The organism is Pseudomonas laurylsulfatiphila, assembly GCF_002934665.1.
GTDB classification, from domain to species: Bacteria; Pseudomonadota; Gammaproteobacteria; order Pseudomonadales; family Pseudomonadaceae; genus Aquipseudomonas; species Aquipseudomonas laurylsulfatiphila.
Map to the genome: position 1 here is coordinate 139,142 of NZ_NIRS01000004.1, position 20,546 is coordinate 159,687.

At 53.8% G+C, this 20,546-nt stretch carries 20 protein-coding genes and 1 pseudogene; 12 read left to right on the forward strand and 9 right to left on the reverse strand.

The features are described 5' to 3' along the window. Positions 1–62 precede the first annotated feature (62 nt). Positions 63–761, forward strand: coding sequence for a hypothetical protein (locus CD175_RS15360; protein ID WP_104449555.1), 699 nt, complete (start codon positions 63–65; stop codon positions 759–761). Between the two features lie 19 nt (positions 762–780). On the opposite strand, the pseudogene CD175_RS31755 reads toward CD175_RS15360, so the two are convergent. Further along, positions 781–2,238 (reverse strand): annotated as a pseudogene (locus CD175_RS31755) (YfjI family protein). Beyond that, a complete protein-coding gene (locus CD175_RS15375; RefSeq protein WP_104449558.1) occupies positions 2,238–2,534 on the reverse strand; it encodes a helix-turn-helix transcriptional regulator in 297 nt (98 codons plus the stop codon). Before CD175_RS15375 ends, CD175_RS31755 begins: the two are co-directional and overlap by 1 nt. Positions 2,535–2,769: 235 nt before the next feature. On the opposite strand from CD175_RS15375, the gene CD175_RS15380 reads away from it, so the two are divergent. From CD175_RS15380 to CD175_RS15395, 4 genes are all read left to right on the forward strand, one after another. After that, positions 2,770–3,864: a transposase gene (locus CD175_RS15380; protein ID WP_104449559.1), complete on the forward strand. Its 1,095-nt coding sequence runs from the start codon at positions 2,770–2,772 to the stop codon at positions 3,862–3,864. Between the two features lie 627 nt (positions 3,865–4,491). Continuing rightward, a complete protein-coding gene (locus CD175_RS15390) occupies positions 4,492–5,460 on the forward strand; it encodes a DUF932 domain-containing protein (RefSeq protein WP_104449561.1) in 969 nt (322 codons plus the stop codon). A 195-nt stretch (positions 5,461–5,655) separates the two neighbouring features. Further along, on the forward strand, positions 5,656–5,826 hold the full coding sequence (locus CD175_RS31350) for a hypothetical protein (RefSeq protein ID WP_167399529.1): 171 nt from the start codon (positions 5,656–5,658) through the stop codon (positions 5,824–5,826). 213 nt (positions 5,827–6,039) lie between these two features. Then, positions 6,040–6,264, forward strand: a complete 225-nt coding sequence (locus CD175_RS15395; RefSeq protein ID WP_240628992.1) for a hypothetical protein — start codon at positions 6,040–6,042, stop codon at positions 6,262–6,264. 24 nt (positions 6,265–6,288) lie between these two features. Here the strand turns inward: CD175_RS15395 and CD175_RS15400 are convergent, their stop codons facing one another. The 3 genes from CD175_RS15400 to CD175_RS15410 form a co-directional block, all read right to left on the reverse strand. Beyond that, positions 6,289–6,612 carry a helix-turn-helix domain-containing protein gene (locus CD175_RS15400; RefSeq protein ID WP_240629006.1) on the reverse strand — a complete coding sequence of 108 codons (324 nt, stop codon included), beginning with the start codon at positions 6,610–6,612 and terminating at the stop codon, positions 6,289–6,291. A gap of 424 nt (positions 6,613–7,036) precedes the next feature. Continuing rightward, on the reverse strand, positions 7,037–7,693 hold the full coding sequence (locus CD175_RS15405; protein WP_104449563.1) for an inovirus Gp2 family protein: 657 nt from the start codon (positions 7,691–7,693) through the stop codon (positions 7,037–7,039). 516 nt (positions 7,694–8,209) lie between these two features. After that, positions 8,210–8,392, reverse strand: coding sequence for a hypothetical protein (locus tag CD175_RS15410; protein ID WP_104449564.1), 183 nt, complete (start codon positions 8,390–8,392; stop codon positions 8,210–8,212). Between the two features lie 699 nt (positions 8,393–9,091). On the opposite strand from CD175_RS15410, the gene CD175_RS15415 reads away from it, so the two are divergent. The 7 genes from CD175_RS15415 (at position 9,092) to CD175_RS15445 (ending at position 15,230) form a co-directional block, all read left to right on the forward strand. Further along, positions 9,092–9,421: a hypothetical protein gene (locus CD175_RS15415; protein WP_104449565.1), complete on the forward strand. Its 330-nt coding sequence runs from the start codon at positions 9,092–9,094 to the stop codon at positions 9,419–9,421. 71 nt (positions 9,422–9,492) lie between these two features. After that, entirely contained in the window at positions 9,493–10,461 is a 969-nt protein-coding gene (locus CD175_RS15420; protein WP_104449566.1) for a DUF932 domain-containing protein, read from the forward strand. A 79-nt stretch (positions 10,462–10,540) separates the two neighbouring features. Next, positions 10,541–11,545 carry a YqaJ viral recombinase family nuclease gene (locus CD175_RS15425; protein ID WP_104449567.1) on the forward strand — a complete coding sequence of 335 codons (1,005 nt, stop codon included), beginning with the start codon at positions 10,541–10,543 and terminating at the stop codon, positions 11,543–11,545. A gap of 105 nt (positions 11,546–11,650) precedes the next feature. Next, positions 11,651–12,571, forward strand: coding sequence for a recombination directionality factor (locus CD175_RS15430; protein ID WP_104449568.1), 921 nt, complete (start codon positions 11,651–11,653; stop codon positions 12,569–12,571). 52 nt (positions 12,572–12,623) lie between these two features. Then, on the forward strand, positions 12,624–13,121 hold the full coding sequence (gene radC / locus CD175_RS15435) for a RadC family protein (RefSeq protein ID WP_104449569.1): 498 nt from the start codon (positions 12,624–12,626) through the stop codon (positions 13,119–13,121). A gap of 211 nt (positions 13,122–13,332) precedes the next feature. Next, positions 13,333–14,085: a YaaW family protein gene (locus tag CD175_RS15440; protein WP_104449570.1), complete on the forward strand. Its 753-nt coding sequence runs from the start codon at positions 13,333–13,335 to the stop codon at positions 14,083–14,085. Continuing rightward, on the forward strand, positions 14,082–15,230 hold the full coding sequence (locus tag CD175_RS15445; RefSeq protein WP_146094580.1) for a hypothetical protein: 1,149 nt from the start codon (positions 14,082–14,084) through the stop codon (positions 15,228–15,230). Before CD175_RS15440 ends, CD175_RS15445 begins: the two co-directional genes overlap by 4 nt. 101 nt (positions 15,231–15,331) lie before the next feature. Here the strand turns inward: CD175_RS15445 and CD175_RS15450 are convergent, their stop codons facing one another. The 4 genes from CD175_RS15450 to CD175_RS15465 are packed head-to-tail and all read right to left on the reverse strand — an operon-like array spanning position 15,332 to position 20,490. Next, entirely contained in the window at positions 15,332–16,027 is a 696-nt protein-coding gene (locus tag CD175_RS15450) for an OmpA/MotB family protein (RefSeq protein WP_104449572.1), read from the reverse strand. Between the two features lie 6 nt (positions 16,028–16,033). Then, positions 16,034–18,181, reverse strand: a complete 2,148-nt coding sequence (locus CD175_RS15455; RefSeq protein ID WP_104449573.1) for a methyl-accepting chemotaxis protein — start codon at positions 18,179–18,181, stop codon at positions 16,034–16,036. Continuing rightward, positions 18,178–19,422 (reverse strand): hypothetical protein, encoded by a 1,245-nt coding sequence (locus CD175_RS15460; protein ID WP_104449574.1) that lies wholly within the window; start codon positions 19,420–19,422, stop codon positions 18,178–18,180. Before CD175_RS15460 ends, CD175_RS15455 begins: the two co-directional genes overlap by 4 nt. Beyond that, positions 19,423–20,490 (reverse strand): ATP-binding protein, encoded by a 1,068-nt coding sequence (locus tag CD175_RS15465; protein WP_240628994.1) that lies wholly within the window; start codon positions 20,488–20,490, stop codon positions 19,423–19,425. Between the last annotated feature and the right edge of the window lie 56 nt (positions 20,491–20,546).

Consider the following 20,546-nt stretch of genomic DNA (forward strand, 5'->3'; position numbering starts at 1 on the left):
AAAAAGATCAAGCCACAAGCGTCATGTCGACCCAACAGCCCCAAAGTAAGGAATTGATCCAAATGACTGACACTCCAGATCTCGAGCTAGAAAACCTTCGCCAACCCCAGCAAGAGACTGCTTTTTATTTCGTAGAGAATTTAAGTCTTGACTGCACCATCAACAACCTACTGTTTAGAATACAAGACATTGAAAAGCACGTATTCAATGAAGTAAGCACAGAGGAAAGTTTAGAGACAACAATCAGTAAAATAAAAAACCTAGAAATAGACCACTCAACAATTGAAAACCTGAAATATGATTTTTTAAAAGTTAGCACAAAAAATAAAAGAGCAAAAACATCAACCTTTCACTCCCTCATACACATTTCTCTCGCAAAAATAGCACAAGCGAACAATCAAGAAGTCATGGCTTGGCGCGCCGTATCCAAGGCCGAATACTACCTAGGCCTAGCAGAAGGATTGACTGACCCCTACGCTGAAATGTGCAAAAAACGCTCCCAATCAGGCGGAAAACAAAAAGCGAAGAACGCAAAAGATAAAAAGATCTTAAAAAACAACCTTCACAACAGAATCATTGCAGCTCTTGCTGAGGTACGCTCCGACCGTGGCCACCTCCCCCCTCGAACTGTTTCAGATCTAGTAGCTACCAGACTCATTGCGGAAAGACAAGTGGGGGAAATTTCATTTTCTATGAATGAGGATGATTTGAGATCAGATATATTTAACTTAATTATAGAAAGTGCTTCCTCTCTGAAGTGACAGCCGCCATCAGCGCCTGCTAATAACAAAACCCCGAGAACATCATTGGGAATAGATCAACTTGCATTGTCTTTCCACATTGAGAAAGGGATACCTCCCCCTGCCTACGCAGAACTTCTAACGCACGATTCAGCCGTTCTCGCCCTCTAAGTTTATTTGGCCCATGTTGAAGAACGTAGTTTTTCGGCACATATCTTTGATTACTACTCCTATAGCGCTGCAGCCAAGAATTCAACTCAAGCGCATCGACTTCCTCCTGTGGAGGAGGCATAAATATTCTCAAGAATTCGTCTGAGCACCACCCACACACGCTAATCGCAGCCTCAAGAGTTCCCAAGGAAATTTCGCCATCACCAAATTCAAAATACTGAAACAATGCAGCAACCCTAGCAATGTTCTCCGCAAGTTTTGACGCATGATCTCCCGCCCCTGCAAAATGACCTTGAGCTCGATTTTCAGACTCAATTGAATTAAACAACTGCAACCATCGCTCGCACGCCTCTCGCGAAAAGCATATTATTTTCTTCTCTTTTTTAGAGCCACTTTGTGACTCGACATTTTCATTCAGAAGCTCGGTCAATCTAGCCGCGAACCGATCCCGATATTCCCAGGAAACAGTGCAATTTCGGAGGAAGCGACTACCTTGCGTCGAAACCGGACGACAAACTAAAAAGCGTGCCCACAACCCAGAACCACGACTCATCTCACCTCGGCGCTCCATATAGACCTTAAATGCACTTTCTTGCACCATCATTCATACGGTCAGGCGTGCACCGGAGAGCTCGTAGCTTTCCTTCGACACTCGATCAACAGTGATAGAGTCACCACTCCAAATAGCATTCTGCTTTGACAAGTCATTAAATGCCCGCCCAGTTAAAACCCCACCCCCTTCGCTAGAAATCAAGCCTGCTGTTGGAAAATCTTGGTGCATCCCCCGAAACAATGCTTCCGAGCTTGAGTCGTCATAAAGCAATTTTAACTTCTTCGGCTTGACCGGCGCAGCACTGTCCACTTTAAGTAAATCGGCTTCCACCTTCGCTGAGCACTCCCCTTTGGTCACTTTTTTCTTAATACACCTCATGATACTCTTACGCTTAATATCAGAAATTTCCTGCGATACTCCCCACAACCTTAAACATTCCTCATGAGCTTTAATCTGATCTCTCTGAAACTTTCGTATTGGTTCTAAAAAAACGTTCTCCGACGTCGTTTTTCGCTCCCCCGAATTAGCAATAGAAAGTAACATCAACGATGTTGGCACACATTGTCCGTTAGGTTTGCGAACATCAATTAGTCCCTGCGCAACAACAGCGATGGCTGTCATTGCACCGAAAAGCACTAGCGCTCTGGGGGCTTGTACGTTGTTCTGGGCCTCGCTAACTGCAGCCTCCAACAAAGGGAGCGGCATTGGCATTGACACTGGGAGTCCACTTCCCGGCAGTGGCGGATGGAAAAAGCCTGAGCTCAATACGTTCATCACTTGGAGCGCCCCCTTTCAGCAGTGAAATTGCCACTGTCTGGGTTGAGCGAACAACCATCTACCCCTCCTCTGGTAGCAGCCACCCGTAAATCAATCCAGTGGCATATGTCAGACTCGAGCCACCCTACTGCTGAGCAGCCCAAGCTGATTGGCCTAGGAAATGAGCTGTCATACCTTGGTGACTTGGGATTCATCCGGTCATAGATGGTTGACCGTCCCAGCCCCAAGCGGTCCGTGACTTGCCGCAGACGCAGCACTCGTACGACTGCTTGACCTCTTTGTTCTCCTGTCATTGCCCGATTCTCCTCGGTGTTTTGCTCGACAGGGCGACTCTAAGTGGCGAACACAGAGGAGTCTTGTGCGCTGCTTAAAGTATTTTTTTTCATTTCGGATTTTCGTGTGTAACCCATAAACTGAGGGATTGAATCAAAGCCCGAATTACCGTGAAGACAGGAGCGCATCAATGATTGAGCAATCCCTAGCGGTAGGCGGACGATTGCACCGCTGATCCGTCATGGGAGCTCCGCATTGACTGACATATTTGACGTACCCGGCTGGATCATATTGTCCTCACGCCTAGATACTGGCATCCGCACCATCGAGGCTGAGTACGCCCCGCCACTTCAGGAGTGCACCAAGTGCGGTGTATTGGGCCGGCTGTATCGCCACGGCACCAAAGTCGTTAGGTATCGAGACAGCCCCATTCAGGATGTTCACGTACAACTCGCAGCTACGGTTCAGCGGTATAGGTGCCGAGAGTGTGGTGGCACCTCACTGCAAGCCTTGGCAGGCGTAGATACCGCCAGGCGAATGACTCAACGGTGCATCAGGTACATCAAGGCCCACTGCCTGCGAGACTCTTTCTCCAGGCTGTCCGAGAAAATCGGCTGCGACGAGAAGACCATCCGTAATATTGCAGGACATTACGTCACCGAGCTGGCCGGCAGCTTCCAGGTGTACCTCCCAAACTGGCTCGGCATCGACGAGGTTTATATTGCCGGCGCGTGGCGCTGCGTGCTGATAGACATCGGCCGCAACATTCCAATCGACGTTCTACCTGACCGAGGCGAGCACACACTTGCCGATTGGTTGCATCGCTTCGACGATCGCAGCACTACACACGGCGTGGTCACTAACATGCAGGCCCCCTACTCTCAAATGGCTAACGCTCTGTTACCGGCGGCTCCAGTAGTAATCGACAAAAGCCACGTCTTCCAGATGCTCAACTACAGCGTGGACAAAGCCCCCACCCGGCTCGGTGAGGAAGCACTCCGTTTCAGACAGGAGTTTTATGCGTTGTACGATCGCTCCAAGATGGAAGTCATCCCGGCATTAGAAGCTTGGGAGGAAGCGGTAACCAGCAGCCCACTGCAACGCTACTTCCGGGAGCTGCTCTCTGCGCTGAAGGTCTGGCACGAACAGATCCTCGCCTACTTCGACCACCCGATCACACACGGCTATACCGAAGTCTTAAACAGCATGGCCAAAGAGCTGAATCGGGCTGGTCGAGGATATTCCTTCGACGTCCAACGCGCTCGCCTCCTGTTTTCAAGGAGCGCCCACACTTCCAGTCCGACGGGAAATTCTGATCTTGCTCTGGGCTGTTCTAAACCGACGAATTAGGTGACCCACTGGGTGAGAACTACTGGGGCTGCGGGGAGTGCGCTCAGCGAATCGAGGACAAGACCCACACACTCGACGCCACCAATAAGGGAGTACTTTCCAGTCAGCGTCGACAAGAAACTACTGCTATTCCTGCTACGAATAGCAGGAATAGCTAGGAGCACTGGCACATTCCAATAGATCTCAGATCTATATAACTGCAATGGTCATACCCACCATGGAGCGCTAAGCCATGTCATTGCAATGTCCTCTCTGTTGTTCCCCGAAAATCGCTTCCAGCCAAACCTCCCTGAGAATCAATGCCTCCGCAGGACTGCTCGGTGGCGCCGTACACGTTATTAGCCAAGCTCTGACCCGAAACCAAATCGGCTTGATCGCTGGTGCTTTAGGCGGGGCTCTCGGCATTGTGCTCGGCGCAGCGGCTGGTTCAGTTTTCGGCAACCAGCTAGGCAATCTCCTAGATCACTGTGTACTCGCCAACAACCTCTGCCTCGACTGCGGTTGTCGTTTCAACCTGTGCTACAGCCCAGCCTAAAACACCGCCCCTCTCGCCCCTCGCACAAGCAACCTTTGCCGCTGCTACCGCGCAGTGTCTCTGCCCGTTCATTCGAAAAGGAATATCACTTCATGGCACATCAAATCGAACAAATGGCCTATGTTGGCGCCACTCCCTGGCATGGTCTCGGCAGTCGCCTCACTGAAAAACAGCCCATCGAGGTCTGGCAACGTGAGGCTGGCATGGATTGGAAAATCCAGGAAAGCCCAGTCCACTTCAAGTCGGACGCGGTCGGCCACCTAGGCGCCATTCACTCCTTCCCCGAACAGAAGGTGCTCTTCCGCTCAGACACCAAGGCGCCGCTGTCGGTGGTATCCAACCGTTACCACACCGTGCAACCCCGCGAGGTGCTGGAGTTTTACCGGGATCTGACCGAGGTCTCCGGTTATGAGCTGGAAACGGCCGGTGTGCTCAAGGGTGGGCGTAAGTTCTGGGCACTGGCGCGTACGGGTCAAGGTGCAGCCCTGAAGGGTAACGACCAGGTCAACGGCTACCTGCTGCTGGCCACCTCCTGCGACGGTACCTTGGCAACCACCGCCACACCAACCACCGTACGCGTGGTGTGCAACAACACCCTGACCATTGCCCTGGACGGCATGAGCCAGGCGATCAAGGTACCGCACAACACCCACTTCAATCCTCAGGCGGTGAAGAAACAATTGGGCATCGCCGTCTCACAATGGGATGACTTCATGTATCGCATGCGCACATTGTCCGAGCGCAAGGTGCAGTGGCATGAGGCACTGGGTTTCTTCATGAGCGTGCTGTGCGAAACCAGCCCCACCGCACAGATACCCGACGTGCTGCCCAACGAACGTGCGCTGCGCAAGGTCCAGGAGCTCTATGAAGGTAAGGGACGGGGCAGCCAGTTGGGTTCTGCACGTGGAACCGCTTGGGGCCTGCTCAACGCCGTGACCGAGTATGTCGATCACGAGCGCCGCGCTCGCAGCAACGAATACCGCATGGACTCAGCCTGGTTCGGTCAGGGCGCGCAGATTAAACAACGTGCCCTGGACACCGCCCTGAGACTGGTCGCCTGAGCCTTATCTCCTCCCCCCATAACGCCCGATTAGCCTCGTTGCTAATCGGGCGTTTTTTATGCCGCAAGGTGAGCACGATGAAAACAACGTCAAGGAGTAGCCCCAGCCAAAGACGCATCCGACGCGGCATCTGAGCAAGCGCTCGGCGACTCAGCAAGCGCTCACGGTTATTCCACCAATACGGAGAAAAATCACATGACTACCCTACGGCTTCTGACATCGATATTCGTCTTCTCGGGGGTGCTGGCAGGCTGCTTCGCCGTCTTCTTATTGCTGGCATTGATGTGGCGCTTCCCCCCGCTACTGCTGGTGCTACTCGTCGCCTGCTGGCTCTTCAGCCTTTTACTCGAATACGGCGAATCCTGAGTGGGATGCTCCAGCGGCGTTGAACATCTGACCCAATCAAAACGCCGTTTGCGCACTGCCGCATTCAACCCCTTGTGCACGCCCACATCCCGTTACCTCAATTCGATCTGGAGTAAAGAAAATGATGAGACGTTGTTTGATCTGTGAATCGCGCGCCATCCTCACCCAGGAGGCCGCCATCGGTATCGTCATGCTGGTGGGTCTGGCCGAGGGATGGCTACGAGCTTCCCACTCAACCCGAAAGCCTACCCCGAGCCAGCCCCCTCGCCGCTCGCTCCCTGGTACAGCCTGCTTCTGAGCGGACTCGCCTCGGTGGTCCCGAGCTATCGATCCGCTTTGCAGGTCGCGGCGGATATCACCCGCTACCAGTTCGGTGGTTTCAACTACCAGTGCTTACGTTGCGGCGCCACCTTCGAGGCGGCACAGGAACAGGTTTGAAACTCACGCCCCCGTTAAAACACTTCACTGACGACTGAGACGTCTCACCAGACGTTCAACCACGGTCATCACCAGTTGACGATCTGCGGTGTCCAACAGCGATAAGAGCTCATAAAGCCGTCGTGCCTGGTCATCCGAGCGCGGGCTGACTTCAGTCAACAATTCTGCAGTTCCACATTCAAAGATCGCCGCAAACTCAAGCAGCCGGGCAATGTTAGGGATCACGACGCCCCGCTCAATGCGGGACACCGCCTCATTGCCTATTCCCAACCGTTCGGCCACTTGCTCCTGCGTCAGCCCTGTGCGCATTCGCTGTTTGGCAATGACCTGGCCAACCACTTCAACCAGACCCGCAAAATGAGCATGATGCGCACCGTTTGGCTAGCCGCACGACTGGATCGGGCACGACTCCTCTCTTCCACCCTCAATGAGTTGTTCGGTCAGTCAGCAGCAGGAAACCACTGTGCGTGAGCGTGGCCCTGTTCGAAATGGCAACGAACCAACAGAAATTCGTTGCGCAGATGCTTGATGCCCTAATCGCTCAGGCCATGACGAAGGTGAGCAGCGAAGAATGAGAGGTAATACTCGTGAGAAATGCGATGATCCCTTCAAGTCTTGGGGTTATTACGAGGGCAATTTTTGCTATGGCGATGAATCACTCAGCGATGTAATCAGATTAAACCCAGCTCTGCATAAGTAATTCCAAGAATTATACCTACAACATTCAACAAATACTCCGATGGAATGCTGTAGGCGCTACTCGGTTTATCTTTTAGTCTCGGCTACAGCCGAAGGAATGCTGGCCATCACCGTATACTTTGGTAGCCGCCTTACAGAGATAACTTGTGCGATGAAAGAACACAGCCTGCCCAGCTAGGTCGTCACGATGTAAGTGATAGTAATGATTGCTCGGGATCTCGACCAAACCGCTGGCAGCCTCTATAGATAAACCCAAGGCGCTGGCCCATGCCGCCACCAGACGATTGAAGATGTTATCCCTACCGAGCGCGAACTTACCCAGCGAGGCGAAGGCATCGTAGTTCAACAGGATAGCCAGATGGTGGTGGGGCTTGCCATGCTGCCCCAACTCCCTCGCCCAAACGTATCGGACCTTGCTATCGTGGGCATAGGGATTGGATTGGCGAGCCATGTTGCGATTGTGTTTAATCTTGGCTTTAAAGGATTCGATAAAGCGCTCAATGACCTGATTCGTGTATGCGTATTCAGGTAGCTGAGTTCCCACCGGCAGTCGGAGATCGACTCGGAAGGCAAACACTCGCGGGTATTGAGCAAGCGCACACTGCATCGTCTGTTGGAGACGATTCAGGTACTGCTGAATGAACGGACCTTTGTCCTCTTGAACAGGCCAGTTCTGAAAGCTGCTGTCGCTGTGAAGGATTAGGTTGGTGTTGTCAGGGTGACGGATCATGTAGGTACTCCAGTGCTTAGGTTCATACCTTCAGCATGGGTAGTACTTATTTACCGACGGTCCTGCGCTGCTTCCTTACAATCAGGCCTCAATGGGCCTGATTCATTATCTAGACTTACTGCATGGATCTTTGATCCTTGGTAGATGAGATAGCTATAGAGGCATATTACCAATACCGAAAATCCATCTCCTGTTTCACAGAGATAAATCCCCGAGAATAGCTACTTACAATAGTTAGAACCAAGGGATTTATTACTCTGGTAAAAAATCATTATAACCAAAGGAGATCGTCGCTTTTTTTGATTAATTCAATCAATACAGCTTCCCCATAACCTCGTTCAGTCGTACGCCCCAAGCTCAACGCGAGTTTATGACACTGCAGAGTTGCACCCGCGGGGGGCTTTCTCGACTAATGAGCAATCCATGGTGCCCCTACGCTCGGAAACAGTTTGAGAAGTTCAATATCACGAAACCGACTATGGCTCAGTGTAAGGTATAATTTCGCCAAATTCATATCTAAGACACCTCATGGGCCTGTTCCGAGAGACAGCGCAGCAGAGTCTCAAGACCAGGCTCCAAGTAGTTCTCGATCAAAGGGCCATGTGCCAACTGCTGCACGGCAAAGCCACGGTATTCGTTGCTGTAGTGCAGCTTGAGATTAGTATTGCTGGGATGACGCTTCGGTTGATGATGGAACATAATCAGTTTCCTGTCGGCCGTGTATGGAGGGCTCACCGGCAGGCACACGAAGCCAGGTGCATTCAGACACCTTGCTTCGGCTTACACGCTTCCTACATAATCTCAACGCTTTGACTTGTAGTCAACGCTGTACGTTACTGTTGTGTTTATGGCCGATCTGTCTTGTAGATCTTTATAAGTACGATAGCACTCTATTGGAGAGTGCTATCGATCACCCCACAACCTATAATAATTTTGATGATTATCAGCTACAGCAAGAGCATCTTTTAGATACATACTACTTTAACCGTAACAACAGCAATGCCGTACCTGCAAAAATCCCCGAGAAATAGTTTTTGTGAAAACTTAACCCCCAGAATCACAGTAAGAAAATTTACTTATTCAATTCTAAAAAGATTCCATTTTTATTCGGAATAAAAACGTATCAGCCGACTGATGTGTGCCTGCCAGCGACTTTCAGTCATATAGACATTTCATACCGCAGACCTGTAATAACTTACAGCGCTGCCGTACTCATGTCGTTGAGAGCTCCAAAAGGCTGGTTTTTCACGGCTTTGCCGTAGCGCAGTGAGCCGATATGAGTTCAATCAAAAAAATCTCAGACCTATATCACTCCGATGAATGCCCCACGGTATCGAATGCTGTCGGGGATACGCCTGCTTTCGGGCAAACAAGCTCATCACTTGAGAGGATCTGAACATGTATACCCCTTGCCCAAGCTGTAACTCTGGACGCGTCGTCACGAAAAATATTGGCAAACAAGCAGGTGGATTGATTGGTGCTGCGGGCGGTGCGGCCACTGGTGCCGCCGGAGCCCTGTCGGGCGCAGAAGTTGGAGCGGTGCTGGGTGTGGTCGGCGGTCCGGTCGGGATCGCCATTGGCAGTATTGCTGGTGCACTTCTCGGGGGACTGTTTGGCGGAGTGGCTGGCGGGATAGCCGGGTCCACGCTGGGCGCACAAATGGATGACAAGGTGCTGAACAACTACCATTGCCTGCAGTGTGGTTACAGCTTCAGCGTCCACCGTTAAGCCGTTGTGAACAGGCGTCGCTTGTTGATGAAACGACGCTCTTTTCCATTCATTCGCAAGGAATCATTCCCATGGCTCACCTCATCGAACAAATGGCTTACGTTGGCGCAACACCCTGGCATGGCCTGGGCAGTCGCCTGTCGCCCCAACAACCGCTCGAAGTCTGGCAACGCGAAGCAGGAATGGACTGGAAGATCCAAGACAGCCCGGTGCACTTCAAGGCGGATGCCATCGGGCAACTGGGAAGTATTCAGACCTTCCCTGAACAGAAGGTACTCTACCGTTCCGATACCAAGGCACCACTCTCGGTCGTATCCAACCGCTACCAAATCGTACAACCGCGTGAAGTCCTGGAGTTCTATCGCGACCTGACTGAGGTCTCCGGCTACGAGCTGGAAACAGCTGGGATATTGAAAGGTGGTCGTAAGTTCTGGGCACTGGCCCGTACTGGCCAATCCACTGCTTTGAAAGGCAACGATCAGGTCAATGGTTACCTGCTGCTGGCCACTTCCTGTGACGGTACTCTGGCCACTACCGCTACGCCAACTACCGTTCGGGTGGTCTGCAATAACACCTTGACCATCGCTCTTGATGGAGCGACCCGGGCGATCAAAGTGCCGCACAACACCCGCTTCGATCCGCAAATGGTGAAGAAGCAATTGGGTATCGCCGTCTCCCAGTGGGATTCCTTCATGTACAGCATGCGCGCCTTGTCTGAACGCAAGGTTCAATGGCATGAGGCTTTGGGGTTTTTCATGAACGTATTGTGTGATGCCAGTCCGAACAGCCCACTACCAGCAGTACTTCCTAACGAGCGGGCGCTGCGCAAGGTGCAGAGCCTGTATGAAGGTCAGGGGCGTGGCGCCACACTGGTGTCGGCTCAAGGAACCGCTTGGGGCTTGCTCAATGCTGTGACCGAGTACGTTGATCACGAACGGCGCGCCCGTAGTACCGAATACCGCATGGACTCGGCTTGGTTTGGCCAAGGAGCCGTCATCAAACAACGCGCCCTGCAAGCCGCATTGCAACTCGCCGCCTAGCTCCACTCACCAACTCAACCATTAAAACGCCTGGTCAGCTTCTGCTGGCCGGGCGTTTTTTATGCATCAGGAAAACATCATGGACATGCAAACTCTGCAACACCCCAGCAGCAAACCCCGTCCTGCGTTACGTCTGGTGGGTACCAAACAACTGCCTCGCGAGGACTGGTTGGCCGTGCGTAAACAAGGTATCGGCAGCTCGGATGCCGCCGCTGCCGTGGGTCTTAACCCTTACAAATCCCAGCTGGAGCTGTGGCTGGAGAAAACCGGGCGTGACATCTCACTACCCAAGATCGATCCACAAGATGAGGAGAGCCCGGCTTACTGGGGCAACATCCTAGAGCCGATTGTCGCAACACATTACACCCGGCGCAGTGGTCACCGGGTGCGGCGGGTCAATGCGGTACTGCAGCATCCTGATCCCAACCTGACCTGGATGCTGGCCAACATTGACCGTGAGGTGATCGGCGCGTCAGAAGTGCAGATTCTCGAATGCAAAACCGCCGGCATAAACGGCGCACGCCTCTGGAAGGAGGGTGTGCCCGAGTATGTGCAGTTGCAAGTCATGCACCAGCTTGCCGTCACCGGCAAGCTGGCCGCTGATGTTGCGGTATTGCTCGGCGGTCAGCACTTGGAAATACATCGTATCGAACGCGACGAATCACTGATTGCTCGGTTGATCGACTTGGAGCGGCTGTTCTGGGATTACGTCGTCAGTGATACCCCGCCGCCGGCAGACGGATCTGCCTCAGCGGAGCAGGCGTTGCGGTGTCTGTATCCACAGGACAGTGGGCAGAGCGTGGACTTCAGCCAGGATATGCTGCTCTGTACGACCTTTACCGCACTGCAGAGCGTGCGCGATTCAATTGCTCTGCAGGAAAAGCAGGAAGCCCAACTCAAGCAAACGTTACAACAGGCCATGGGCAATGCCAGTCGGGCGACCTTCGCCACCGGTTGCATTACTTGGAAGAAAGCCAAAGACAGCGTGAGCCTGGATATCCCGCGTCTGCTGAAAGAAAAGCCCTATCTGCAAGTGCGCTACTCGACCACCAAAACCGGCAGTCGGCGTTTCCTGCTGACCTGAACACTTGTTCGCTCTTCCCTTATTCCCTTGCCCTTTCACTCCAACGCCACCTTGGCCGTTTGCGCGGTCTCGGTGGCATTTTATTTCAGTTACAGGAGAACACCCATGCTCAAAGGTCTGGCTATCACCCCGCCCGTGCTCGGGCGCATTTCCATTGGCAAGGTCGTCGAGAAAAACGGCAAACGTCTGCCGGAGAAAGACGATCAATTCACCCTGACCTCCCAAGTACAGAGCCGTGACGGCTGGTTACTGCATCCCCTTAACGAAGAACTGCGCAATGGCAAGGACAGCAAGTTGCGCAGTATTCCGATCCGGCTGCTGTTCAACGAGCCGGATCTGAATTTTCGCGCTGACTACAGCTTGTTCGACCGAAACACTGGCAGGCCTTTGTGCGTAGGCAATGGTGAGACCTGCAAGCGTCTGACCAAGGACGGCATCCAATCGTTGCCCTGTCCTTCACCGGATGGCTGTTCACTGGCTCAAGGCAATGCCTGCAAGCCTTACGGCCGGCTGAACGTGGTGATTGGCGATGACGATCCGTTGGGCAGCTTTGTCTTCCGTACCACGGGCTACAACAGCATCCGTACCTTGGCAGCGCGTCTGCATTACCTGCAAGCCATCTCCGGCAATCGTCTGGCCTGTCTACCACTGGAGCTGCGTCTGCGTGGCAAATCCACTCGCCAGAGCCATGGCACGCCGATCTTCTACGTGGACATCACAGTGCGCAGCGGGCTGAGCCTAGAAGACGGCTTGCTAGAAGCCAAGCAATTAGACGAAGCCAGGCAAGCCTCCGGTTTTGACCAGAGCGCCTTGGATCATGCTGCCCAGCAGGGCTTTAACAATGGAGCCTTTGAGGACAGCGAGGAGGACACCGGCGCCATCGTCGAGGAGTTCTTTCCCGCCCTGGAAGATCAGTCCAGGCCTGTAGAGCCCAAAGCCCAACTGGCAGCGCCTGCGAAACCCTCACTCGCTCAAAAGCTGGAGTCGCAAGCCACGCAGCACAACAGCAGACACTTGGCCCAGTAACGCCCTTCTCAACCTCCCCTGCGTGCCCCCTCATTCGTACAGGAATACCGTCATGAAATATCACAAACTCCGGGCTGGAGAAGAATCCGGCACCTATGTCATGGAGTCACCGGTTACTGAGGCCGACATACTGCAGATGGCTCAACAGCTAGCAATGAGTCGTCTGTCTAAAGGCCGGGCACTGACTGAGCCGAAGCAGGTTTTCAGCCACCTGCAAACTCTGCTGCAATACCACGAGTACGAAGTCTTTGCTCTGCTGCTGCTCGACAGCAAGCATCGAGTTATTGCCTTCAGAGAGATATTTATAGGCACGCTAGATGCAGCCAGCGTTTACCCACGCGAAGTAATCAAGATTGCGTTGGAGCACAATGCTGCAGCCGCGATTCTGGTACATAACCACCCCTCTGGCGACCCGGAGCCCAGCGAATCTGATCGCATCCTGACCACTACCCTCAAGAACGCCCTCAACATGGTTGGTACCCGGATATTGGATCACGTGGTAGTGGGTCGTGAAGGCAGCGTGTCGTTGGCCGAAATGGGTTATCTCTAATCTTACACCGTCCGATAGACTACCTCGGCTCAAGCCGGGGTGGTCATCAACAATGTGAGCTCGCCCTTATTTTTTTATGATCCGCGCTTGTACTCAGCTCGTAAAACTGGCGAACGCAAGTGTTGGTGAGCTGATGCTAGGGCTATGGAATCGGGCGCCCACAGCGTCAGAAGTACTTTTACGATGCATGTTTTTAACCAAGGGGGAGTAGATGTCTGAAATAGATATTGCCGGTGACGAGCCGTTGCTTGCACTGCTGCTGGCAGCCGAACCGGATGACGTTTGTTTATTGGTGGATTACATCACGGACTCAGGGAAAGGCCGGATCTCGCTTGCTGGTACGGTAAAGGAATTTCTGCACCAGGCTCGTGAAGACAAGACCTTTGACAAAGATGTGCTGGCATTGCTGGTGCACGAGCTCCGCATGTTTGGCGGTAACAGTATTACCAATCTGTTCCGTAGTGGCGGCGTGACGTACAAAGAGATCGCCACCGACGTGCTTTCCCATGTCGGCGGAAAGAGTACGGACTCAGACGACCTCGGCACGATTGAGCTCAAAGTATTGCAACGCCTATTGGACAAGGCATGGGACAAGATGTCCAAGGAAGCTCGTGCGCAATTTGCAGAGAAGTTTGGCGAGTCTGATGCCGCCAATCCTTTCTCATTCACCCACTTCTTGAACCGTATGGGCTTTGGGCATGCGGCAACACTGGATGTGACCTCATTTATTTCCGCCTCCCTGGGAGCCAACCTTCTCGGTGCAAGTGCTGTGTTGGGAGCGGAGATGCTCATGGGCAGGTTGGCAGGCTTGGCCCTGGGTCCAATCGGAGTCGCTCTGGGCGCAGGTCTGGCAGGCTATTCTCTGGCGTCCCCTGCATTTCGGATCACCTTGCCTTGCGTGGTTCAAATCGCCTACATCCGACAGAAAGGCATGCAACCTCGTTTACCTGGAGGTAAACCATGACTGGTGAAATTACTCGCATCAAAGGGCTCGCCAAACGGAACGATGGTGAGCAATGGCTGGTTGGCTCGAGCGAAAAAGCTCCTGTGCTCTCGGTAAAGGCACTCTCGCTGCCAACTGCATCTGATCACGGTGACAGCAACCAGGTAGCGCAACTGGGTTTGAGCCGACTATCGCCCCTTCTTCAGTCCATACCCAACTTGATCACTACGGGCGTTGCAAACTCGAATCAGTATTTTCGAGTGGAGATCAATGGCCCATTGGCAGCGGCGATGGATGGCAACGGTCTGCGTGCCTTCTCCAGATCTGCCGACGGCAAATTTACTGAACACGCCAGACTGTTTCAGGACAATAACCTGACAAGCCTGGTCAATTCGGCTGCGTTATTTCAGATTGCCTCCGCCGTCGTCGCCCAACAGCACCTGGCAGACATCAGCGCCAAGTTGAGTGACATCCTCGCTGGGGTAGAGCGCATTGAGCAGTTTCAGCAAAACAAGCGAGAAGGTCAGATCACCGGCAGCATTGATTACCTGCGTCAAATCGCACCCGCGCTTTTGAACGGGAAACTTAATGACTCAGTCCCTGCTCAGCTTGAAGCTCAGGAAGTGCAACTTGGGCAAATCCAGAAGCATCTGGAACTCGAACTCGACGACATCACCAACAGTATTCGCACACTGAATGTTTCCACCACCTTCGGCACCAGCAAGTTGAAAGCGGCGCTGGAAAAAGAGCTGGAAAGGTTCAGTCATTCGCTCGAACAATCACAGCTCTGCCTGGCTGCCCGAATGGTCGCGTGCCGCTTGCTCGATGCCTTTCCGGGGCAAATGGAGTGGGTGCAAGTGCGCCTTGACGCCCTCACCAGCGTCGCCGAAAGGTTCGAGGGTAAACACGGCGCCGTCGAAAAATTTCGCGATGCTTACAAAGAAAGAGCCAACAAGTTGTCCGCCCTTACCGAGTCCAGCGCGGAGCTCAATGCGCGACGGCAGTCCTTGTTGAAGGCCCAAGACAAACGCCTGCTGAAACTCACGACAGACAGCACCGGACGCTTGCGTGAAATCAGCCAGGCAGTGCTGGATACGCGCAAGGTCATCCTTGAACTGAAAGTGCAGGGTAATGAATGCGTGGGGGTCGCCAGATTGGCGAATTGAGCGTTCGCATCCCGATTGCCGACACCCCAAACAGCAGGCTGTCGGCAACCATTCTGTTCACGAGGCACGTTACCTGCGTGACGTGCCCGTCAAGACAAAGATCAGCGCCCGTCGAGCGAGCGATCCTCCTGAGACACCACCAACTGAACTTCAACGCGCCGATTTTCTGCGCTTGCCGGGTTCAGGCCGGGTTTTGGTCTGGAATCACCGTAACCCGCCACAATCACTCGCAGTGATTGCTGCCCATCCAGGGCCAAAACCAACAACTTGCGTGCCTCCCGTGCCCGAGCAGCGGAGAGCGTGTAGTTATCGTCATAGACCGTGCAGTACCGCGCATAATCAGTGACCGGTCGGCTTACCGGCACATTGTCGGTATGCCCCTCGACCAATACCTGGCCCTGGCCGTAATCGTGGATGAAGGTAGCGACGCGAACGCTCAACTGCGTCAGTGCCCGCTTGGCCTCATCGGTAATACAGGCGCTGCCGCGGCCGAAGGCGTTATCAGGCAACGTCAGGCGCCGGTTCTTGATATCGACATCGATCAGCCCCCCTTCACCGCCGTGTGCCAGATCCGCCTGCATCGCCTCAAGCAAAGCACTCAGACGTGTTTGTTGTGTTGCCGCGCCTTGGGCTTTTTCTGCCTGACGCGCCGCATCCAACTGTTGCTTCTCTACTTGCATTGCCGCTTCGGCCGCTTTGTTCTGCAGCACCGAAACTACAAGCATGAGCATCACGACCGCCATGACCCCAGCCATGAGGTCTGAGATGGAAATCCATTCGCTGGGTTTTTCTTTCATGGTCGATTACGCCAGCTGAGCTTTATCGGTCTGCAAACCACTCGCAGGCGCAGGTTCATAGTCCGCCGTGAGTCGGCCAAGCAATGTCACTGTCGACTGTGCAGCGTCGCTGAGCACCTGGAGGCGATTGGCAAACTGCTTGTCGATATTGGCCGCCAGCTTTTCAGGCAAAGCGCTCATGGCATGTTGGCCTTGACGATGCGAGTCCGCAAGCGCCTTCACGTCCTGGACAACCGAAGGCAACTGTTGCGCCGAATCACATAATTGCTCAAGCAGTTTGACGCTGGCTCCCAGAGGGGCCAACCTGGCCGGCAGCGCTTCCAGAGATTCCTGGGTTTTAGCGCCCTGGTCTGTCATTGTTTTGAACTGCGTATTGAAGGTTGTGAACTGCTCGGCGAGCTGCGGGAAGTTCATCAGTTTGATCGCCACCGCATCCATCTTCTGTCCGGCCTTGGAAGCCTCCTTCAGTCCCTCCGAAATGCTCTTGCCGAGTTCATCCATGTTGGAACTCATAGTTGCAATCGCGACGTTAAGCGTGTTGCTTGTGTGCGCGAATTGAGTGGTGGTTTTCTTCTGCATTTCCTTGGCGCTTTCAGTGGTCACCTGGACTTCCTTGACCACAGTGCCAACATGCTCTGACAACTGATCGACCGCATTGGAAATATTGTCGGTCGCACCTTTCAGGTTGGCGGCCATGTCCTGGGTATTCTGGGTAAAGTCCCGGCTCATCGTGGTAATGGTGCCGGTCAGGCTCCCTTCGATAGTCTCCATGACGGTGCCCAGCCTGGTGATGTTGCCATCCATGCTCGCCTTCATTTCTACCAAATGCCCAGCGAAATCCTCATTGAGCGAGTGAATCGCGCCGCTGAGTTTTTCCTGCATGACCTGCACGCTGCCTTTAAGCAGACCAGCCGAATCAGCTAGTAAGGTGGCAGACTCGCCCATCAACTGTACCGCGGCCTCCTGACGAAGTAAGTTGTCGGTTTTGGCCTCCACGTAACCTTGCAGACTTTCGCGCGACGCCCTGGTGCTGTCCGCCACTTCACTCAATTGCGTCTCGAGCGTCTGCAGGCCCTTGAGGCTCTCTTCGACATTAACCAAACGGCTGAGCTGTGTACTCATCTCGGCGATTTGTGGAAGGTTTTCACTGAGTCTGGCGATCTCGCCGAGCTGTTGGTGATGGTTAGCAAGTCGGGTATCCAGCGCATTGAAATGGTTCTCGGCCTGTTTACCGTTCTGGAATTCAACCGCCTTGAGTTGTTTGAGCTCGGTCGACAACTGCAGACCCTGGGCGTTGAATGCTTCAATCAGCAGAGCGCCGACATTTTCCAGTGCAGTCCGGTTTGCTTGCTCACTTTCCGTGCGCAGCGCCAGCGCGGCTTTACGACCGAGATCAATTTCGACTGCCAGACTGGCAAGCCTTTCATCCAGCGCAGTGAGCTGGCTTTCCGATTGTTTACCGTTCTGGAACTCGACAGCCTTTATCTGCTTGAGCTCGGAGGCCACCAGCAGGCCTAGGGAATTGAACGCCTCTACCAGCCGCGTACCGACAGTCTCAAGGGCAGTAAGGTTCACCTGATCACGTTCGGCATGCAGTGCAAGTGCGGCTTTGCGGCTCAGATCAATCTCAGCCTTCATGTGCTCCAGGCACCAGTCGGTGCGCTTGCTTTCCGCTGACCACGGCGCGGCTTCCCACAGCTTGATCACAATGAAGGCAATGATCCCCCAGGTGGAGGTTTTGAACTTTGTGCCCAAGTCTTTCATCATGCCGGTAAGCTGAGTCAGAGAACCACTCATGGCATTGAGTGAATCGTCATGTCCCTGGAGAATGGTTGATGCCTTGTCCAAAGCCAGGCCCAGCCCCAGAAACGTGCCCAGAAGCCCGATGATCAGCAGCAACCCCGGCATACTGGCAGCAAAACGCTCCCAACCTGAGGCGACAGCGTGGCTCAACTCACCAATGGACCCGTGCTCAATGTCCAGCGCATTGATGCGAGCCCCACCGCGCCAGTTTTTTTCCCACTTCGCCGGTTGGCCGAAAACCTGTGACGTAATCAGCGACAGCAGCAGACCGAACAGTATGATGCCGAAAAAAAACACTTCCAGTGGATTGCTCAGCGAAGGGGTCAAGAACTGCAGGATTTCGCCAATCATGCCGTAACCTCAACCACTTTGAAGGCATCAGTACGCTTCTTGCAGTCGGCCTCGAAAATATTGGCGAAGCTGACAATCAGCGACTGTTCTTCCGCTTTCAGGCTTTCCCATTTTTCGCCGTTTTGAGCACAACGCACAAGAATCTCGCCAACCCTGCCACCATGGTCGATCAAATATTCCTGATCGTCAGCCACGAGTTGCTCCTCGCTTTTCTCAAGCAGTTGCAGAAAACCTTCCGCGGCGAACACATAGTTACGCTTGGCGCGCGTCTCGTTACCCAGCGCTTCAAGTTGAGCTTCGTCACGCGGCAACAGTATGCGCAGATCGTCGAGCATCCGCGCCTCTTCCGGTTCCAGTGGTTCTAGTTCCGCCTCCAGTTCCAGGCGGCCCTTGAGCACTCGATCCTTAACCACTCGTTTATTCAGCTCTTCCCAGGCTGTTTGAGCGTTTTGCAAACCCAGGCCCCAGACCAGGATCATTTCCTCGAACACGAACGGAATCACGGCTTTGCCGAAGTGCTTGACGGTCAGATCGTCAAGGCGTTGTACGTCAGCATCGTCCAATTCCGCCCGAGCTTCGATCAGTTGGCTAGCGACGTCGATAATGAACAGCGGCTCCTGGCCCAGGGACACGACGTCTTCCAGCTGAGTCATTTGTTCTTCGTAAACTTGCAGCAACTTCTGCACGGCGCGAACACGCAGGTAGTGGTCGAAATCCACGAACGCTTCCGTTTCGATCAGGCGATTGGTCAATGCCTTGACCAAGTGGTAGCGGTTGGTCAGGGCGATAGCCTGGAGTGCTTCGCGCTCTGCACCCTGGGTTTTGGCCATGGCAGCATTCAGATCTCGCTCACGCGCCTGCGCTTCGGCGATTTCCTGTTCATCCAGCAATTTTTGCTGCCATTCACGGGCACGGGAAATCACCCAATCGATGGCCTTCTGCACCTTGGCCGCCAGCGGGTGGGTGTCCAGGTGTTCCAGCACGGCCAACGCACGCTCCAGTCCAAGACTCAAGGCCTTGACCCATGGCCATGGCACATGGCTTGCCAAGGTTCGCAGCCCTACGCGCATACTGGAAATATAAGGCTTGGCTGCCTGGTAAAGCCGTTTGACTTCTCCGACAAAGGTTTCGGCTTCGTCGGCGAGCCATTTGACGGCCTTGCCGACTACTTGTTTGACGGCGCGGAACGCCGAAGACACAACGTTTGAAACCGTGCTGACGAGAGAATCAAACCAACCCATTTAACTATCGCTCCTTTGATGAATACCCAATGCTTTACGGTTCGCCGCGACGGTGCCGAGATCAACCTCGGGCCGCGAAGCGTGAATGTCTTGACGCGCAGCCAGCAGCTGAGCGAGTGCCTCCTGAAGATGAGCCTGCTGCAGCACACCAGCGCCTTGGGCGAGCAGGGGCTTGGGCAAAGCCAGTCTCAAACAGGTGCGTATTTCACGACCCGAAAGTCCCTCGGACGCGGCGGCGAGGACGTCAAGCACCCCTTCCCGCTCCTCTGCCAGAGGAATACCCGGTACCAGCATGCGTGCCCATAGCGCTCGACGCTCACTTTCGCTAGGCAGCTCGAAACGGATGTGCTGAGAAATGCGGCTGACAAAGGCACTGTCATAGTTGCGCGCAAAGTTGGTCGCAAAAATCACTACACCCGTGTGCTTCTCCAACTCGATAAGCAGCGTGGAGCGCATGGCATTGACCTCGTTATCAATGCCCTGGGTGACGGAAGACAAACGTTTACCCAGCAACGTGTCGGCTTCGTCCAGAAACAATACGGCGTCTTCGGCACGCGCCAACTCGAACAACTGCGCAATATTCTTTGACGTATCGCCCATGAACTTGCTTTCAAGGTCGGCAATGCTGGCGCTAATAAGCCGTTTGCCAATACTCCCGGAAAATGCCTCGGCGGTAAGGGTCTTTCCCGTACCCGGCGCGCCATGAAAGTTCAGGATCGTGCCGCTGCCACAAGGGTCGACCTCAGCGAAACCCCAGGTGACGTAGATGGTGTGATGGTGATGAATTTTCACCAAGGCCTCATCGAGCTGTTGCTTGACCTGCGGCGAAAGCACTACGTCCCGCTCCAGTGTGAAGCGAGGCAATGTGCTTCGCGATGCGGGCGCAGTCTTGGCGGGAGGTTCTTCGGTGGCGGCCAACAGCTCAGGCCGTAACTTCTGATAGAGATAGTCTCTGGAGGACACTTTAATCACCAGTCCATTGATTTGAGCTCTTGGGCTTTGCAGCCTTGCAAGAGAAGCTTGCGGAAGTCCGAAGGTAGTGTCTTGATTGAGCCGCTGGAAACCCATCGGCGCATCAGAAAGCTATCGGACAGCAGACGTCGAACTTGAAGTTTTTTTGGATC

What these genes read in the sequence shown, in the direction of transcription:
- CD175_RS15360 (WP_104449555.1), top strand. Translation starts at nt 63, where the DNA reads ATGACTGACACTCCAGATCTCGAGCTAGAAAACCTTCGCCAACCCCAG.
- CD175_RS15375 (WP_104449558.1), bottom strand. Translation starts at nt 2,534, where the DNA reads ATGACAGGAGAACAAAGAGGTCAAGCAGTCGTACGAGTGCTGCGTCTG.
- CD175_RS15390 (WP_104449561.1), top strand. Translation starts at nt 4,492, where the DNA reads ATGGCACATCAAATCGAACAAATGGCCTATGTTGGCGCCACTCCCTGG.
- CD175_RS31350 (WP_167399529.1), top strand. Translation starts at nt 5,656, where the DNA reads ATGACTACCCTACGGCTTCTGACATCGATATTCGTCTTCTCGGGGGTG.
- CD175_RS15395 (WP_240628992.1), top strand. Translation starts at nt 6,040, where the DNA reads ATGGCTACGAGCTTCCCACTCAACCCGAAAGCCTACCCCGAGCCAGCC.
- CD175_RS15405 (WP_104449563.1), bottom strand. Translation starts at nt 7,693, where the DNA reads ATGATCCGTCACCCTGACAACACCAACCTAATCCTTCACAGCGACAGC.
- CD175_RS15410 (WP_104449564.1), bottom strand. Translation starts at nt 8,392, where the DNA reads ATGTTCCATCATCAACCGAAGCGTCATCCCAGCAATACTAATCTCAAG.
- CD175_RS15415 (WP_104449565.1), top strand. Translation starts at nt 9,092, where the DNA reads ATGTATACCCCTTGCCCAAGCTGTAACTCTGGACGCGTCGTCACGAAA.
- CD175_RS15420 (WP_104449566.1), top strand. Translation starts at nt 9,493, where the DNA reads ATGGCTCACCTCATCGAACAAATGGCTTACGTTGGCGCAACACCCTGG.
- CD175_RS15425 (WP_104449567.1), top strand. Translation starts at nt 10,541, where the DNA reads ATGGACATGCAAACTCTGCAACACCCCAGCAGCAAACCCCGTCCTGCG.
- CD175_RS15430 (WP_104449568.1), top strand. Translation starts at nt 11,651, where the DNA reads ATGCTCAAAGGTCTGGCTATCACCCCGCCCGTGCTCGGGCGCATTTCC.
- radC (WP_104449569.1), top strand. Translation starts at nt 12,624, where the DNA reads ATGAAATATCACAAACTCCGGGCTGGAGAAGAATCCGGCACCTATGTC.
- CD175_RS15440 (WP_104449570.1), top strand. Translation starts at nt 13,333, where the DNA reads ATGTCTGAAATAGATATTGCCGGTGACGAGCCGTTGCTTGCACTGCTG.
- CD175_RS15445 (WP_146094580.1), top strand. Translation starts at nt 14,082, where the DNA reads ATGACTGGTGAAATTACTCGCATCAAAGGGCTCGCCAAACGGAACGAT.
- CD175_RS15450 (WP_104449572.1), bottom strand. Translation starts at nt 16,027, where the DNA reads ATGAAAGAAAAACCCAGCGAATGGATTTCCATCTCAGACCTCATGGCT.
- CD175_RS15455 (WP_104449573.1), bottom strand. Translation starts at nt 18,181, where the DNA reads ATGATTGGCGAAATCCTGCAGTTCTTGACCCCTTCGCTGAGCAATCCA.
- CD175_RS15460 (WP_104449574.1), bottom strand. Translation starts at nt 19,422, where the DNA reads ATGGGTTGGTTTGATTCTCTCGTCAGCACGGTTTCAAACGTTGTGTCT.
- CD175_RS15465 (WP_240628994.1), bottom strand. Translation starts at nt 20,490, where the DNA reads ATGGGTTTCCAGCGGCTCAATCAAGACACTACCTTCGGACTTCCGCAA.